Origin of the sequence: Enhygromyxa salina (genome assembly GCF_002994635.1) — a bacterium.
Lineage (GTDB): Bacteria > Myxococcota_A > Polyangia > Nannocystales > Nannocystaceae > Plesiocystis > Plesiocystis salina_B.
The window spans coordinates 26,092-42,265 of record NZ_PVNL01000107.1 but is presented as its reverse complement, the minus strand read 5'-3'; the positions used below and the strand labels follow the sequence as shown (position 1 = coordinate 42,265).

General features: G+C 68.1%; 14 protein-coding genes. 8 read left to right on the top strand and 6 right to left on the bottom strand.

Going from position 1 to position 16,174, the window contains the following annotated elements; all coding sequences use genetic code 11:
• The first annotated feature begins 97 nt into the window (after positions 1–97).
• Positions 98–394 (top strand): SCP2 sterol-binding domain-containing protein, encoded by a 297-nt coding sequence (locus tag ENSA7_RS26595; protein ID WP_106092159.1) that lies wholly within the window; start codon positions 98–100, stop codon positions 392–394.
• A 307-nt stretch (positions 395–701) separates the two neighbouring features.
• Here ENSA7_RS26595 and ENSA7_RS26590 read toward each other — a convergent pair whose 3' ends face one another.
• The 5 genes from ENSA7_RS26590 to ENSA7_RS26570 form a co-directional block, all read right to left on the bottom strand.
• Positions 702–2,615, bottom strand: a complete 1,914-nt coding sequence (locus tag ENSA7_RS26590; RefSeq protein ID WP_146158160.1) for a serine/threonine-protein kinase — start codon at positions 2,613–2,615, stop codon at positions 702–704.
• 131 nt (positions 2,616–2,746) lie between these two features.
• Entirely contained in the window at positions 2,747–3,052 is a 306-nt protein-coding gene (locus ENSA7_RS26585) for a hypothetical protein (protein WP_106092157.1), read from the bottom strand.
• Positions 3,052–3,285 carry an addiction module protein gene (locus ENSA7_RS26580; RefSeq protein ID WP_181234137.1) on the bottom strand — a complete coding sequence of 78 codons (234 nt, stop codon included), beginning with the start codon at positions 3,283–3,285 and terminating at the stop codon, positions 3,052–3,054. Before ENSA7_RS26580 ends, ENSA7_RS26585 begins: the two co-directional genes overlap by 1 nt.
• Positions 3,286–3,439: 154 nt before the next feature.
• Positions 3,440–3,883, bottom strand: a complete 444-nt coding sequence (locus ENSA7_RS26575) for a hypothetical protein (protein WP_146158159.1) — start codon at positions 3,881–3,883, stop codon at positions 3,440–3,442.
• A 12-nt stretch (positions 3,884–3,895) separates the two neighbouring features.
• A complete protein-coding gene (locus ENSA7_RS26570) occupies positions 3,896–5,080 on the bottom strand; it encodes a hypothetical protein (protein WP_146158158.1) in 1,185 nt (394 codons plus the stop codon).
• Positions 5,081–5,239: 159 nt separating this feature from the next.
• Here ENSA7_RS26570 and ENSA7_RS26565 point away from each other — a divergent pair, with 159 nt between their 5' ends.
• Both ENSA7_RS26565 and ENSA7_RS26560 read left to right on the top strand, forming a co-directional pair.
• Positions 5,240–5,884: an RNA polymerase sigma factor gene (locus ENSA7_RS26565; protein ID WP_106092153.1), complete on the top strand. Its 645-nt coding sequence runs from the start codon at positions 5,240–5,242 to the stop codon at positions 5,882–5,884.
• Complete coding sequence (locus ENSA7_RS26560) at positions 5,865–8,564, top strand: serine/threonine-protein kinase (RefSeq protein ID WP_106092152.1); 2,700 nt, start codon at positions 5,865–5,867, stop codon at positions 8,562–8,564. Before ENSA7_RS26565 ends, ENSA7_RS26560 begins: the two co-directional genes overlap by 20 nt.
• A 261-nt stretch (positions 8,565–8,825) precedes the next feature.
• On the opposite strand, the gene ENSA7_RS26555 is transcribed toward ENSA7_RS26560, so the two are convergent.
• Entirely contained in the window at positions 8,826–9,560 is a 735-nt protein-coding gene (locus tag ENSA7_RS26555) for a hypothetical protein (protein WP_106092151.1), read from the bottom strand.
• A gap of 442 nt (positions 9,561–10,002) precedes the next feature.
• Between ENSA7_RS26555 and ENSA7_RS44190 the strand changes: the two genes are divergently transcribed.
• The 5 genes from ENSA7_RS44190 (at position 10,003) to ENSA7_RS26530 (ending at position 16,135) form a co-directional block, all read left to right on the top strand.
• Positions 10,003–10,506 carry a hypothetical protein gene (locus tag ENSA7_RS44190; RefSeq protein ID WP_181234136.1) on the top strand — a complete coding sequence of 168 codons (504 nt, stop codon included), beginning with the start codon at positions 10,003–10,005 and terminating at the stop codon, positions 10,504–10,506.
• A 103-nt stretch (positions 10,507–10,609) separates the two neighbouring features.
• Positions 10,610–11,596, top strand: coding sequence for an RluA family pseudouridine synthase (locus tag ENSA7_RS26545; protein WP_181234135.1), 987 nt, complete (start codon positions 10,610–10,612; stop codon positions 11,594–11,596).
• A 63-nt stretch (positions 11,597–11,659) separates the two neighbouring features.
• Positions 11,660–12,727, top strand: coding sequence for a serine/threonine-protein kinase (locus ENSA7_RS26540; protein WP_181234134.1), 1,068 nt, complete (start codon positions 11,660–11,662; stop codon positions 12,725–12,727).
• Positions 12,728–13,355: 628 nt separating this feature from the next.
• A complete protein-coding gene (locus ENSA7_RS26535) occupies positions 13,356–15,293 on the top strand; it encodes a serine/threonine-protein kinase (RefSeq protein WP_181234133.1) in 1,938 nt (645 codons plus the stop codon).
• Positions 15,290–16,135: a tetratricopeptide repeat protein gene (locus ENSA7_RS26530; RefSeq protein WP_146158156.1), complete on the top strand. Its 846-nt coding sequence runs from the start codon at positions 15,290–15,292 to the stop codon at positions 16,133–16,135. The genes ENSA7_RS26535 and ENSA7_RS26530 overlap by 4 nt, the downstream gene beginning before the upstream one ends.
• Positions 16,136–16,174: the final 39 nt, after the last annotated feature.

Genomic DNA, 16,174 nt, shown 5'->3' with positions numbered 1-16,174 from the left:
CGGGACGCGGGGGTTGTATATGCCTCGACAGGCCTCCTGCGGTCAGTTGACCGAGGCCGTGTAACGGGGTTTACTCGCGCCCAGAGGAACCCAAGCCATGAGTCTCGAGACAGTTACTGAAACGATCAAGGGCCGCGTCGGGGACGACGCAGGGCTCGGTGCAACCCTCAAGTTTGACATGGGCACGGTCGGCGTCGTCTTCATCGACGGCAAAGCGCAGCCCAACACGGTGTCCAACGACAACAAGGACGCCGACTGCACGATCGGCCTCTCGCTCGAGGATCTCGAGGCGATGATGGCTGGCGACCTTGCACCGACGACCGCGTTCATGGCCGGCAAGCTCAAGGTCGACGGCGACATGGGCGTAGCCATGAAGCTCCAGTCAATTATGTAGGTATTCTACCCCAGTCAGCCTGACGCGGATCGTGCTCGCTATTTTGCCCCAGTCAGGCTGACGCGGATCGTGCTCGCTATTTTGCCCCAATCAGCCTGACGCGGATCGTGCTCGCTATTTTGCCCCAATCAGCCTGACGCGGATCGTGCTCGGCTTCGCCTCCGCGCGCTCCGCCACCCTCGCTTCGCTCGGGCTCGAGGTCAGACTGACTGGGGAACGCTTCGCTTGTTCTTGCCTCCGCGCGCTCCGCCACCCTCGCTTCGCTCGGGCTCGAGGGCAGACTGACTGGGGAACGCTCCGCTTTTTTCTAACCCAATCCGCTTCGATCTTGGAGGCGGTGGACCTCTTCGAGGGCCTCGACGCGGTTGCGGAGGTCGTCGAGCTCGGCGTGTGAGTCGTGCGCGGCGTGGTGGGCGGCGGCCTGCCTGGCGACCAGCGCGTCGAGGGTCGCGGTCAGCTCCAACATGCGGGCTGCCCACATGTCGCGCTCTTGTAGATCCGAGCGGTGCTCGGCCTCGCTGGCGTCGAAGTCAGGGTGGCTGACCATGGCGTCGAGCTCGCTCATGCGCTGGGTGCCCACTGTCGCAACCGCGAGCGCGTGGGTCATCTCGGCGTCGACCTCGGCGCGCTCGGTCTCGGGGGTCGCGTGGAGCAGCGCCATGACGCGCTGGACCACGGCGCGCAGTCCGGGTCGGTGACGCGCGCTCACGCTTGGCGAGACCCGCTCGACCTCGCGGAGCCGCTCGTCGACCAGGGGCGGCAGCGCGACGCGGGTGGTCGCGCTGATCCGCAGGGCCGGCTTCGAGGTCCACCACGCGACCGCGCCCACGTACAGGGGAACCAGCGGCAGCGCGAAGATCAACAGCACGATCATGAGCGGCAGGCCGACCAGCAGCAGCGGCAGCGCGACCTTGCTGCGCCGCGCACCGATCCGGGCCATCTTCTCGGTCATCTGCCCGTGTGAGAACCGGCCGCCGATCCGCGCCTGGGCGTGGATGCCGAGCTGGGCGAGCGACTCGGTCAGCGCGCCAGCGCTCTGCTCGGACACCCGGACCACCAGCGGAAACGGGAGACGCGGGATCTGCTCGGCGAAGGTGCCGATCTCGAGGCCCGCGTCGGGGTTGGCCCGCAGCCACGTCAGCAGACCATCGCGGCGGACGCTGTCGAGCTTGTCGCCGACCGCACCCGGGCCCACGACGAACACCGTCCACTTGCCGGGCTCGACGGTGACGCGCAACAGACCGCACTCCAGACACACGCGCACGCCGTGGATCACGGGCGCGCCACACCGAGCGCAGCGCCCCGCGGCCGCGGCCGCGAGCAGGTCACGCGGGCGCGCGCGGGCCAACGTCTGCGGGCTCGCGACCAACGCCGTGACCTCGCGCTCGTGGGGAGCAGCGAGCAGCGCGTCGATCGCCTCGACCACGGCCGAGGCGGCGTGGGGTCGGTCGCTCTGTTGCTTGGCCAGCAGCGCCGCGACCAGCTCGCGCAGCCCGTCCGAGAACACCTCGGGCAGCTTGGGCGCCGGGCGCTTGCGATGGGCGTCGAGCACGGCGAACGGGGTCGGTGCCGAGAACGGCGGCCGCCCGGACGCCATCTCGGACATGATGCAGCCCAGCGCGTACAGATCTGTGCGCGGATCCACAGCGAGCGGATCGAGGGTCTCGGGCGCCATGTAGTCGGGGGTCCCGAGCACGGTCAGTGACTCGCTGTCGACACCCGCGAAGCTGGTCGCCCGCGCCATCCCAAAGTCGGCGATCTTGGCGGTCTCGCCAGCCTCGCCCAGCTGGGCGATCAAGACGTTGGCGGGCTTGAGGTCGCGATGGATGACGCCACCAGCGTGCGCGACCGAGAGCCCGCGGGCGATCCCACGAGCGAGCACGAGCAGGCGGCGCTCGCTCAGCGGGGCGTCCGTGGCCAACATCTGGGCGAGCGTCGGACCGTCGACGAGCTCCATCAGCAGCGCCTGTCGACCCTGAAACTCGATCGCCCCGTAGACACCGATGATGTGCGGATCACTCAGCGTCCGCGCGAGCTCGGCCTCACGGGTGAAGCGTCGCGCGGCTCGGGGGTCGCGGGCGTTGCGGTCGTGCAGCAACTTGAGCGCGTAGTGGTGGCCCGTGGCTCGATCGTGCGCGCGAAACACCGTGGCCACGGCGCCGACGCCGAGCTCCTCCCCGAGCTCGAGCTGCTCGGGCTGGCTTCCTGCGGCGCTCGTCACGGCCCACAGCCTAGCAGGGCGTGGGGGCAGTTAGGATTTGGTTGTTAGGGGTGTAGGTGATTGAATTCGGAGGGCCGGGTCACTCCGGGGCGGTACACCGAGATCGAGTTGGCCAACCACCAATGGGTCGGTCAGGCACGGTCCTTCCAATAGCTTGGCCGCCGCTGTTGGTGCGCGACGGCGTAGACCACGGCGCTGTCACCCTCGAAGCCCACCATCAACGTGTAGCGGAAGACCCGCAGCGGGAACGCGCGCACATCCACCTGGGACGGGAAGCCGGGAACCTGGGCGCCGCTTCGGGGGAAGTGTCGGGCGCGGTCGAGGACAGCGTCGACCTCAGCCTCGAAGCGCTCGCCGTAGCCCTCGCGGCGCTGCTCGAGGTAGACGATCGCCTCCACGTACTCGATGCGGGCAAGAGGATGGAAGCGCAGCCGCATCAGCGTGCGAGGGCCTCGCGTCCGGCGCGGCGTACGTCTTTCCAGGACTCGAGTTCGACCTCGCCCCGACGAACCTCGCCCATACGGCGCAGAACCTCCTCCCGCCAGGCCCGATCGATCTGCTCCTGGGCGTCGGCGGGGAGGCTGTCGAACAGGGCCTCCGCGAGGCGCAGGCGCTCCTCGTCTGCCAGCGAGAGCGCCTGGTCGAGGATGGTGCGCGCGGCATCGGTCATGGGATCCAGTCTACGAAGCGCCGGACGCCGACGCCATCGGCACGTCTTTCGTCGCGGCCGCGCTTTAAGCGCTTCGGGCCGCCGAAGCAGCAACATGGCGCAGGTCTCGTCGCGCCAGTGTCCGCGGGTCGCGGCCCGCGGCGGGTCGCTGATCTCAGCGCCGAGAGCCGAGGGCCGCGAGCGCGATGCCGCGTTCGGCTTCTGCGTCGACGCGCACCGTCGTCGTCGCGCTGTCACAGCGCGGACACGCAAACGCGTGAGGTAGATCGATCAGGATGCGGCAGTGACCGCACACGCTGAACGGCAGCGGGCGCGATGCGACCTCCGCAGAGATGTCCGCGCTTCCGCGCGCGGGGACCTGCCGCGACCGGCTCAACGACACGAAGAACATGATCGCCGCGGCGACGCTCGTCACGATCGCCAGGACCAGGACCGGGATCCCCCAAGCCGGGGCGTCGCTCCAATCCCGGACCATGGACATGTAGCTCGAGCCCCGCCCTCGGGGCGGCGCGGCCACCATGGTGGCGAGGTACAGGCCGGCCCCGACGAGCCCCAGCACGCCGCTGATTTTGATCCCTAGAGCGGAGTTCGAGGTCATGATTCAGCCTGTTCAGGGCTTGGCGTAGATCCAGACGTTGCCCGAAGGGGTCCACGTCTCGCGCGCGGCGCTGCCCGTGAAGCCGACCGAGTGATAGCCGGTGTAGCGGAAGGGATCGTGGTTGCCCGAAGCGTTGGGCAGGCGGTAGCTGCCGCAGGCGTAGCGCGCGAGGTCGTCGGCGTGCACCGTGTTGCTCGAGCCGGGAGAGCTGCGCATCTCGATGCTGCGCGCCTGCACACCCGGCGGGGGGTCGATCCACTCGCAGGTGCCGGTGCGCCCGGTCCAGTCGTCCCCGGTGGCGCCGGACAGGCCACAGCTCAGGGTCGCGCCCTTGGTGCCGATCCAAGCGTCGCAGCTCGGCTCGCCGACGTGGCCGCAGCTCTTCATCTTCCCCTCTTTGCGGATGGCCTGCGTGCCATGTTCGTCGAGCCCGTGTTGTGCGAGCGAGGTGCACTTGGCCTGAAATCGCTTGAAGCTGGTGTCGAACCACATCACGAAGCCCGGTTTGTGGCGCCAGACCAGGTTGGTGCCTGGCTCGGTCCAGCTCGGCTCGGCGAGGGTGAACTCGGGCAGCGGCCCCTTCCGCATATCATCGGGGCCGCCGAAGCGGTAGCTCCACCAGCCCTTGGCGTACCAAGTCTCGCGCGTGCCTGGGTGATCGCCAGTGCGATGGCCCTGGTAGCACCCACACATGTAGTCGCCGAGCGTGGCGCTCGACAGGCTGTCCATCTCGATGCCGGCCGCAGGCGTGACGACGGTGTCGGGCATCCCAGCGATCTGACACAGGAAGCCCACGGCAGGCTGGCCGTCCGGTCCGTCGTAGCTCATGGTGCTCCCACAGTTGAACGACTTGTTGTGCGTACTCAGCCAGCTCTTCGAGCTGCCGCTCTTCTTGACCTTGCCCAGGCCGACTTCGGGCGGCGCGGTGCACATGCCCTTGGTCGGGCGGCGTGCGTTCGCCGGGGGCGCGTACCACTTGCTGCACGCCCCGATCGCCACGACCTTCGCGGCCTCGGTCGGACCACCCGGGAGGGTCGGGTTCTTGGGTTTGACTGAGGGTCGCGGCGCCAGTGGACCAGGTTTGATCGTGCCTGGGGGCGAGGCTGTGGCCCCGGCGGCGGAGGCCAGAAGCAGACAGGCGCCCACGCCGGTTCCGAGGATCGAGAGGCGGACAAAACGAGACAGTTCGACGGTCACCTCTTCAGGGACGGAGTGGCTGGAAAATTGATCCCGGGTGGGAGGAAAAAAGGCGAGGACTCACGATCCCAACATCGAGGTGGGATCATCCCGGGGCCGAGCCCGTCCCCCCATGGCGAGTGGGAACACAGACGAAGCATCGTGCTAACGTCGCGGCCGATGTCGGACGACCTGGCCCTCATGGACGCCTGGAAGCGCGGGGACACCAGCGCAGGCAAGGACTTGTTCGAGCGCCACTTCGACTGCGTCTTTCGGTTCTTGTCGCGCAAGATCGACCATGGCGCCGAGGACCTCGTCCAGCAGACCTTCGTCAAGGCCATCGAGTCGGCAGCTCGGTTTCGCGGGGACTGTGGCATGCGTAGCTACCTCCTGGCGATCGCGCGCAACCTGCTGATCGATCACTTTCGAGCCCGCGCGGGAGACCGCTTCAACCCCGAGGTCGACTCGCTCGTGGATGTCGGCGTCTCGCCCAGCACCTGGATCGCCCGCCAACAGGACAACAAGGTGCTGCTCGCGACGCTGCGCCAGCTGCCGCTGAGCGCCCAGACGATCCTCGAGCTCTATTACTGGGAGGGGCTGGCGGGTGAGGAGATCGCGGTGGTGCTGGGTATCAGCCCCCACACTGTCCGCAGCCGCCTGGTCCGCGCGCGCGCGAAGCTGCGGACGCTGCTCGGGGAGTTCGAGGACAAGGTCGTGGACTCGACGGCGACCGAGCTCAGCGAATGGGCCGCGCGCCTCGCCGCGCTGCGAGCAGCGTCGGCCCCAAATTCGAGCGAGGACCTCGATGCCGAACCGAACGTCTGACGAGACCGCGCCGCCCGTGGGGGACCTCGACGCGTTCGAGCGCGCGCGTGTCAAGTCGATCGCCGCGCGGGGCTTGTTTGGGGCCCAGTCCGCCGAGCGAGTCACGCTGGGTCAGTACGAGCAGATCGAGCTCGTGGCTGAAGGCGGGATGGGCCGAGTCTACCGAGCCCACGACTCGCGGCTGCAGCGCACGGTCGCGCTCAAATTGGTCCGGCCGGACCGCAGCGACACCGTCGGCGCGGAGGCGCTGCTCGCCGAGGCGCGGGCGGCCGTCGCGGTCCCTCACCCCAACGTGGTCGACGTCTACGAGGTCGGCGAGTCGGCCGGCCTCGTCTACATCGCGATGCAGTTCATTGCCGGTGCGTCCCTCGATCGATGGGTCGAGAGCGACCAGGCAGCTCTACCGTCGCTGCTGCGGGGGCTGCTCACCATCGCCAGCGCGCTCGCGGCCGCCCACCGCAACGACGTCGTTCATCGTGACATCAAGCCTCGCAACATCCTGATCGCCGACGACGGCGGCTTCTATCTGGGCGACTTCGGCCTGGCCGAGATCTGGCGGACGAGCGTGCCCGACCCGTCGAGCGAGGAGAGCACACGCAGCGTCGGCGGCACGCCACTGTTCGTCGCGCCCGAGCTCCTCGATGGGGGCGACGCCACGCCGGCCTCCGACATCTTCTCCCTCGGCGTCACGATCTTTCGCTCGGTCTACGCGAGGCCGCCGTTCCCGGGCACGACCTCGCGCTGGGTCGCGGCGGGGGCCGAGCAGCCCAGCTGCCCACGCCGCGGGCGCTTTGGGCTGGTCCCGCGAGCGCTCCGACACACGGTCGCGCGCATGTTGGCGATCGATCCGAGCGCGCGGCCCTCGGTCGAGCAGGTCGTGGCCACGCTCGAGACCGTGTGCCAGGCCCCCGCGACCCGGCGCCGCGCAACCCTGGGACTGGGACTCACGCTCGCGTTCGCGGCCGCCGTCGCGGCTCGCCCAGGTCCTCGCCCGCAGCACCTGTGCGCCGCAGCGGGGCAGCCGGTGCTCAGCGAGGCCGAGCTGCGAGCGCTCGGCCTCCACCTGCAGCGCCTCGAGCGTCCCTTCGCCGCGAGCACGGCCGCAGCCGCCGACGCCTTCTTCCGGCGCGAGAACGAGGCCGCGATCCAGGCTGGCGTGGCCGAGTGTGAGCGCGACGCCGATCGCGGCCTCGCGCGGGCGCTGTTCGCCGAGGACAGCTGCCTCGCGCGCGAGGTCGAGGCTCTCCGGGCGCTGCACGCGAGCTTGCTCGACATCGACGCCGAACGACTCGGTCAGATCGCGCCGCTCCTGGCACGGCTCGAGGTGCGCGGAGACTGTGAGGCCGCGCCCCAGCTGGGCACGCGCTTCGACCCCGCCCAGGCCGCGAGACTCTCGGACCTGCGCGACCGATTGCAGCGCTTCGACACGCTCTTCGAGCTCACCGCCTCAGGCGAGGCCGCCGACCAAGCGCGCGCGCTGTGGACAGAGGCACAGGCCCAAGGTGACGCGCTCACGCGCGCCTGGGCGGGAGTCTTGGCCGGTCGAGCTGCGGCCCGCGTCGGCGAGGTTGAGACGGCCGAGGCCGCCCTCGAGGCCGCGTTCACGGCCTCGCTCGAGGCCGGCTCGTCGCTGTGGGCTGCGCGTGCCCTGACCCAGATCGTCTGGGTCGACGCCAGCTTGCGCGAGCACCCGAACGCGGCCACCCGGGTCGCTCAGCTCGGCCTCGGCTACGCGAGGCAGGTCGGCGACCGCGAGCGCGCGGCGTTGCTCGAGGTCGAGCTTCTCGACTACGTCTCGACTGCGCTGGACCTGGCCGGCGAGCCCGAGCGCGCCGAGTCCAGCTCGCGTCAGGCGCTCGCCATGCTGCTCGCGCTCGACGGCCCGCACGTGGTCCAGGAGGCACGAGTCCGGGCGAACTTGGCGGTCGTGCTCAGCAACCTCGATCGCAACGCCGAGTCCGTGGTCGAATCCGAGGCCGCCTACGACGTGCTCGCGCGAGCCTACGGCGAGACCCACCCCCACGTGGTCTCGGTGCTCAACAACCTCGCCCTCCAGCGCCTCATCGCCAACGATCTCGCGGGGGCGCGACGCGACTTCGAGCGTGCCCTCGCGCTCAAGGCCCACATCTACGGCCGCGCCCACCCCAGCTCGATCTCGACTCGGCTGGGCCTGGCCGGCGTCGCCGAGTCACAAGGCGCGATCGAGGAGGCGCTGAGCCAGCTCGAGGCGGCCCGCGCGATCGCGGAGCTGGCCGTCGAAGCGGGGGCGAGCAGCCGCCAGCTCGAGGCCGTCTGTTACGAGCGGGCGCGCGTGAGCCTCAACGCAGGCCGGCTCGAGGATGCAGGCGCAGCGATCGAGCGTTCGCTGGCGCTCGAGCGTGCCCGCGAGCCGAGCGGGGCGTGGGTGACGTCGGACCTGCTCCACCTACGGATCTTGCGGGCGCAGCTAGCCCCTCGCTTCGCCGCCGCGCTCGCGCAGGTCCGCGACCAGGTCCAAAGTGGCGCGCTGCGAGCGAGCGAGTGGGAGCAGCTGTATCTCGAGTTCTTGGGTCTGAGCGTGGAGCTCTCGCCCTGCCACCAAGCCGACGACCCCCAGCTGCGCGCCTTCTTGCGCCGCCTCGAAGCCGAGCCCGACCCAGGCGAGCTCGCCGACGACGTGCAGGCATGGTTGAGCTGCTAGCAGCCCGTGGTGCAATGCATCGCGGCTCCTCGCGCCGGAATTTTCGTCGAGGGCGAGGCGTCGAAACGCAGCTGTACCGGGTGTACTGCAAGTTTCGGCAACGCTGCCCTCGGCGAAAAGGCCAAGCGAGGGGGCGTGAGGCATTGCACCACGGGCTGCTGAAGCGCCAATCCGTTTGGATTCACGACGCCAGGCACATCTGGGGCCGCCCCTGCCGTCGCCGACTCGGCATCGCACCATACGTCGAGGCACGAGAGTGCGTCAGTAGAACTTGGGCGAGTCGAAGCGCATGTACATGCGCCACTCTTGCGCGTGGACCTCGGCGTCGTGATCGCAAATCCACTTCTGAATTGCGGCGAAGCTCATGTCTTGCTCGTCTCGGTGACCCTCGAGCGCGTACTCCGTCTCTCCCTGGGCCCTCATGAGCTGAGGCTGGGTGCACACGAAGCCACCCCAGGGATCGCAGAGCACCGCCTCCGCCCCCCAGTGAAAGGCCTTGGTCTTGCCCATGCTCTCCGTGTCGTTGCGGTTGAGCACCACGAAGGCGTGGTCGGGCACGCTGATGTACGTCCAACTGGACACGAAGCGCGCGTGCTCGTAGAGCCACCCGTAGGCGACCGCGGCGTGCTCCTGGCAATTTCCGGTCCGCGCGGCGGTGGCCCGGCGGGCGAGCGTCTGGACATGCGCTCGATCGAACTTGTCGGGCTTCTTCAGCGGGCCAGGCAGATCGTAGACGAACCCCTTGTCCTTGTCGCGCACGAGCTGAGGGACGACGACAGGTTGGTTCATTCCGAGCTCCGGCCCGATGTCGACGTTCTGCCACTCGCCGTGCACCCACTTGACGGGAGCCCGGCGCATGCGGAGCACAGACTCTTGGCTCCAACCACCAGTCTTCTCGACGTTGGACTCGATGTTGCTGGCGCCGATCACCAAGGTCCACTTGGTGTAGTCGACGGCGTTCTTGGCGAAGTGCAGGAGCCGTTCTCGAAACGTCATGTGAGGCATGAAGTCCTCCGTCGCAAAAAGACCTACGACACAGCCAGCGCCGAGGCAAATTTCTACCCCGACAGTCGCGCGGACTGTCGGCTCGTCGGCTAGGCCCTTCTCCTTCAGCGCTGACAATCAAACTCCCGATCACGAGCAACCGCGTATTTGTGGGGCACATTGATTCTCTCCGAAATTGCCGCGATTGCCATATGTTGATTCAATGGTTCGCGCCCACTCCGCGAGCCCGCAGCGACGCCAGCGCGGGCGCACCTCGGATTCGCATGGATCAGCAAAGAACGCCGTTGGCGGGGCCATGGCGGGTCCTGTGAAGGTCGCGCGACAACCGGCGACCCGCGCCCAAGAAGCTCGCTATCTTCGAACTCCAACCCTGCGATCACATCGCACCCATGCGTGTCTTCAAATCAGTCGACTCAACCGCTACAGTCCTCTCGTGGTTGAGCTGAAGGCCGGATTGATCAACGACATTCTCGCGCGCATCGAGACCGACACCAGCTTGCAGGGGCGCTCAATCGCGGGGCGGATCACCGAGCGCACGCGGGCAAAGATCCGCGTGTGCACGCGCGCCGACTGGCTGGACGCGGAGTACATGATGGACCTGGATCAGGCCTTGTTCGATGTCCTCGGTGAGGCCGGCTTCGTGAACTACTGGGCGAGCTTTGCGATCGAGGCGACCGACATCCCCGTGCTGCGACCGATCTTCTCGGCGGTGTTCACCATGCACGGCTGCGGTGGGTTCACGCGGCCGAGCTTGTTCGGGCTCGCCAACCTCGGTGGGATTCGGGGTGGCTTCGCGCTCGCGGGCGCCGACGCCGAGGTCGACCTCGAGCTGCTCGAGCTGCTCGAGCTGCTCGAGCTGCTCGAGCTGCTCGAGCATGGCGCGAGCGGGTCCAGCGGCGCTGGTGATCTCGCGCTGCGGTTTCCGATCCGGTGGTGACCTGCCGCGACACGCGCCGACCTCCCGCAATACCCGGCGGGGCCAGGCCACGCTGGCCAGGTCGCGCTGTTCAAGCCGTCCAACTCGGGGTAGTAGAGCCACCTTGGACGACAGCCCGCGCCAGCTCGTGGTCAGCGATGACCAGCACGAGTCGACCCTCGCCGCGCTCGTGCGCGAGCTGATGGACGGCCTGGCGTGGAGTCGTGCGCGCGACCTGGTCCGCAACGGTCGGGTCAAGGTCGGCGGCGCGCTGCGCTTCGATCCCGCCGCGCGGGTGTCCGCTGGCGCGCTCGTCGAAGTCAACCCCACGGCCCAGCGTCGACAGGCGCCCGTGCTCGAGCGCGAGCGATTGATCCACGTCGATCGAGACGTGGTCGTGGTCCGCAAGCCGGCTGGGTTGTTGAGCGTCCCGTTCGACGATCGCGACGACCGCGACACCTTGATCGAGCGGACCCGTCAAGCCCTGCGCGAGCGGGGCTCGGACGACGACGCACACAAGTCCGACAAGCGCGATCTGCTGGGGGTCGTCCAGCGGCTCGACAAAGACACGACCGGGCTGCTCGTGTTTGCCCGCACCCGCGCCGGTCGCAAGGGCCTCGAGGCCCAGTTTCGGGCCCACACCGTCGAGCGCCGCTACGTCGCCCTGGTCTACGGCCGGGCCGAGGCCGCGGTCCACGACAGCTTCTTGATCCCCGACCGCGGCGACGGCCTGCGTGGATCGTGGCGGGGTCGCAACCCGCCCAAGGCCGCCAAGCGAGCGATCACCAAGGTCCGGGTCGAGACCCGGCTGAGCGGTCCGTTTGGTGAGATCACGCTTGTCTCGTGCCGGCTCGAGACCGGCCGCCAGCACCAGATCCGCATCCACCTCGCCGAGGCCGGAAACCCCCTGGTGGGTGAACAGGTGTACGGGCGTGGCCATCGATCCCCGCCAGGTGGGCCCGCGCCCAAGCGCCCCGCCAGGGTCGAGGCCCTGCGGCCGATGTTGCACGCCGCCAGCCTCGGGTTTCACCACCCCGTCAACGAGCGGATGCTCCGGTTCGAAGATCCGCTCCCTGACGACTTTCGCGCGCTGCTGGACTCTCTGCGCTGATTGGTCGAGTTTTGGGTCGGGTTTTGTCTTGGACCGGGTCGACACATGATAGGCTCGCGGTCCGTGGCAGATCCGCGAACGGATCACGTGACGGCCAGGATCGGGCTGGCGTCACCCCAGGCTGGCCAGCCAAGCACACTCGACCAGGCCCAGGCGAATGCGTTGGCGCAGGCGCAGGCGCAGGCGAACGCAATGGCACAAGCCATGGCCGGTGGTGATCTGCCGCCCGGCACGTCCGTCATCCAGCAAAAGCGCTTCGAGGTGGTCGAGCGGCTGGGCGAGGGCGGGATGGGCAAGATCTACAAGGCCTACGATCCCACCATGGATCGCTACGTCGCGCTCAAGGTGCTCAAGCCCGACGTGCCCGAGAGCGAGCAGTCGCGCTTCCACCGGGAGGCCGTGATCGCCGCCAACTTCTCGCACCCCAACCTGGTTCGCGTGCTCGAGGTCGGCCACTCCGAGGCGTTTCAGTGGTTCGCCATGGAGTACCTGCGCGGCAACGACGTCGGCGACGTGCTCGCCCGCCGCCGCTACATCTCGTTCCGGGTCCTGATCGACATCTTCACGCAGACCCTCGACGCGCTGCACTACATCCACACCCGCAACATCGCCCACTGCGACATCAAGCCCGAGAACATCTTCATCACCCGCGACGCCTACGACCGGCGCCTGGTGATCGTGAAGCTGATCGACTTTGGCATCGCCCGCGAGTACGGCGGCCCGCTCGAGCTGCACACCCACATCACGGGCGATCCCCGCTACATGGCCCCGGAGCAGGCGGTCATCAACGGTCGCATCGATCACCGCGTAGATCTGTACGCGCTCGGCGTCACGTTCTATGAGGTCGTGACCACGCGCCACCCCGTCGAGGAGCACTTCGATCTCCCGGCGACCAAGCTGCTCGCGCTGCAGGTCAAAAAAGAGTTCGAGCCACCCAGCCTCTACATGCCAGAGAACACCCCGCCCGAGCTGGCGGCGGCGGTCGACGACTTCGCCGCCCGAGCCTGCGCCAAGGATCCAAGCCAGCGGCACGCGAGCGCGCTCGAGATGCAGGCCGAGCTGGTCTCGATGCTCGGGATCCTCAACCAGATCGCCAGCACCGAAGAAGAAGACCGCGACCTGGGGACCTAATCTCCACTGCCCAGGAGCGCTTGGCGCAGCGAACTGCGCCGAGTGAGGTCCGGGGCGGAATCTGGCTGCAGATCTGGCCGATGCCATTGGGCTTCGCTCGGCTCTAGCCACTAGAGCGCGGACTCGGCGGACACGAGATCTCGCGGGGTGGTGATGGGTTCTAGGTCACGGCCGGGCACCTCGAAAGAACACTGTTTGCTGGTCCCGCCCGGTGAACTCCTGCACGGCCTCATGCGAGCGACCCGCAGATCAGTCTGGTCCCTGCGCCAACCTGCCATAGCTCCAAACCAGCCTCGGCACAGCAGGCTTTGCTGTCGGAGCCGATCCTGGGCCTCCACCCCAAATAGGGATTTTCCTTGTAGAATAGAGTGCTGGTGCCGCAAAATGACAGCCACGCGAAGCCCTCGATCGAGGTTCTCCTGTCAGGCCCCGCACTGCACCCCCGACAGACCAGCCGCAAGCTCCGGTTGGCTTGGAGTCGCGCCACACGAGCGGCGCCGACGGCAGCGATCGCAACCGCCCCCCATCTCATGACGACTCTCCGCCAACTCGACAAGGTCTCTGAGGTCTCTGAGCCCATGGGGGCAGTCCCTGTCGGATCACGAGTGGAGCGACAATTCAAATGGTGATGTCTAGCAGTATGAACCTGGACGCCAGCGGCGATCCGTTGATCGGCCAAACTCTTGGTGGCAAGTATACCGTCGAGCGACTGATCGGGCGCGGGGGCATGGGCCACGTGTACTCGGCGACCGCGACCGACGGCGACGCCGCGGCCCACGATCTGGTCGTCAAGATGATCGCCCCGCCGCTGGCCCAGCAGCCCCAGGCGATGGCTCGGTTCGAGCGCGAGGCCAAGCGGCTCGACGGCCTGCGTCACTCCAACATCGTCGAGATGTTCGACTACGGCCGCGAGGGCGGCCGGGCGTACATCGTGATGGAGTACGTCGACGGCGAGCTGCTCAGCGACTTTCTGGCGCGCAAGGGCCGGCTGTCGCTCGCCGACTTCGTGCCGATCGCGGCGCAGATCCTCAAGGGGGTCGGCCACGCCCACTCGCGCGACCTCATGGTCCGCGACATCAAGCCCGGCAACGTGATGCTGTGCGAGCGCAAGGGCCGGGCCAACTTCGTCAAGATCATCGACTTCGGGCTCGCCAAGATGCTCGAGGGTGACGAGGACATCACCAAGCAGCACTTCATTGGCACCTCGGGCTATCTCTCGCCCGAGCAGATCAAGGGCCTCGATATCGATCTGCGCGTCGACGTGTACGCGCTCGGCGTGCTGTTCTATCAGATGCTCTCGGGCCGCATGCCGTTCGAAGCGGAGAACGACACGACGCTGCTCTACAAGCACGTCCACGAGTTCCCGACCCCGCTGTCCGAGGTCCTGCCCGACAACCACGAGGTCCCCGACGAGCTCGTGCACCTGATCCACGACTGCCTCGAGAAGGACCCGGACCAGCGCCCGCGCGACGCCAACGAGATCGTCGAGAAGCTGATCGACTGCGTGCCCATGGCGATGTTCAAGCTCCCCGCGGTCAGCGAGACCGCCGAGCACGTCGCGATCTCGGCGCTCTCGACCGCGGCGCTCAACGCCCCGACCGGCCAGACCGCGACCTACATGCAGGTCCAAGAGCACGCCGATCACGACGACCTCAGCAGCGGCAGCACCGTGCGGGTCCAGGCCGGCTCCGCGAGCCCCAGCCAGACCTTCGTCCCCGAGCCCCCGGCCAAGGGCAAGCTGATCTGGATCGTGGGCGGGGTGGCCGTGGCCGCGCTGCTCGGCCTGGGCGCCATGCTGCTGTCCAACTCTTCAGGCAACAAGGACGAGACCCCGCCCGACACCGCGCCGGTCGCCTCCAACACCGCCGAGCTCGAGGCCGCGATCGCCTCGGCCAAGCAGCTCGTCAGCGAGGGTGACTTCGACGCGGCCGCGCGCGAGCTCGATCCCGTTCGCGGCCAGCTCGCCGACGCGCCCAACCTGTCCGGCACGGTCACCCACCTCGACAAACAGATCGAGGTCGGTCGGCTCATGACTACCGCCAAGTCGCTCGACACAGAGGGCAACACCGGGGCGGCGATCTCGGCCTATCAAGCGGTGCTCGACGTCGACGCCTCCAACGCGGAGGCCCGCAAGCGCATCGCCGAGCTGCAGGCCTCGATCGGCGCAGACAACGGGCTCTTGCAGATCTCCACGGTGCCCCCGGCTGATCTCCTGATCGACGGCTCGCCAGCCGGCAACACGCCCTACGGCAAGCCGCTGCCCGTCGGCAAGCACACGATCACGATCAGCGCGAAGGGCTACGAGACCTGGGAGCGCGAGATCGAGGTCAAGGCTGGCGACAACCCCCCGATCGACTTCACGCTCACGCCGGTCACCAGCGAGGCTGACAAGCCCAAGCCGACGAACACCACCAAGAAGCCGGTCACCGCCCCGACCCCCGCCGAGGCCGAGCCGAAGCCGGAGCCGAAGCCGGAGCCGAAGCCCGACTCCAAGAGCCCCTTCTTGCCGCCCGAGAAATCGAACAAAGACAGCGGGCCGTTCCTGCCCGCCGGAAAGAACAAATGATCCCCGTGACCCCGCTGCTGTCCGCGCTGTCCTCCATTACCTTGTCTCTCTCGCTCGCGTTGGGCTCGACCGTCGCGTTGGCGGCCCCCGCGGCGACCCCCGCTCCCGAACAGGACGCCCCCACCGAAGAAGAAGAGCGCAAGTCAGAGGCCGAAGAGCTCAGCGACCAAGCGATCGTGAAATTTCAGGCCAAGGACTACGACGGCGCCGTCGCGCTGTTCGAGCAGGCCTACGCGGTCGACCCTCAGCCCAACTTCCTGTTCAACATTGGCCGCGTCCATGAAGAGGCGGGCAACCTCGACAAGGCCGTCGAGTACTACGCCAAATTCGTCAAGCAACCCGGCGTCGATCTCACCTCCCGCGAGACCGCGCTCGACCGCCTCAAGGTGCTGCGCGCGATCCTGCAAGAGACCACCGAGAAGCCGCCCGAGACCAAGCCAGACACCGAGGTCGAGCCGATCGAGCCGCCGCCGCCGCAGCCCGATCCCGTCGACGAAGACGCCAAGCGCAAGCGCAAGGTCCTGCGCGCGGCCGGGTTTGGGCTCACGGGCGTCGGCGCGGCCGCGATGATCGGCGGCGCCGTCGTTGGCGGGCTGGCCCAGGGTGACTTCAACAAAGCGGGCGAGGCCGAGTCGCCCGGTGACAACCAACCGCTGCTCGACAGCGCCAAGACCAAGGCGTTGACCGCTGACATCTTGTTGGGCGTGGGAGGTGCGGTGCTGCTGACCGGCGTGATCCTGGTCGCGGTGGGCTTCAGCAAACCCAAGCAGAGCTCGCGCGTCGCGTTGACCCCCAGCTTCGGTCCCCGCGGTGGCGGTGGTGTCCTGCGCGTGCGTTTCTAGCCACTGGAGAACTTATCATGACTGACCTCACCGCATCCT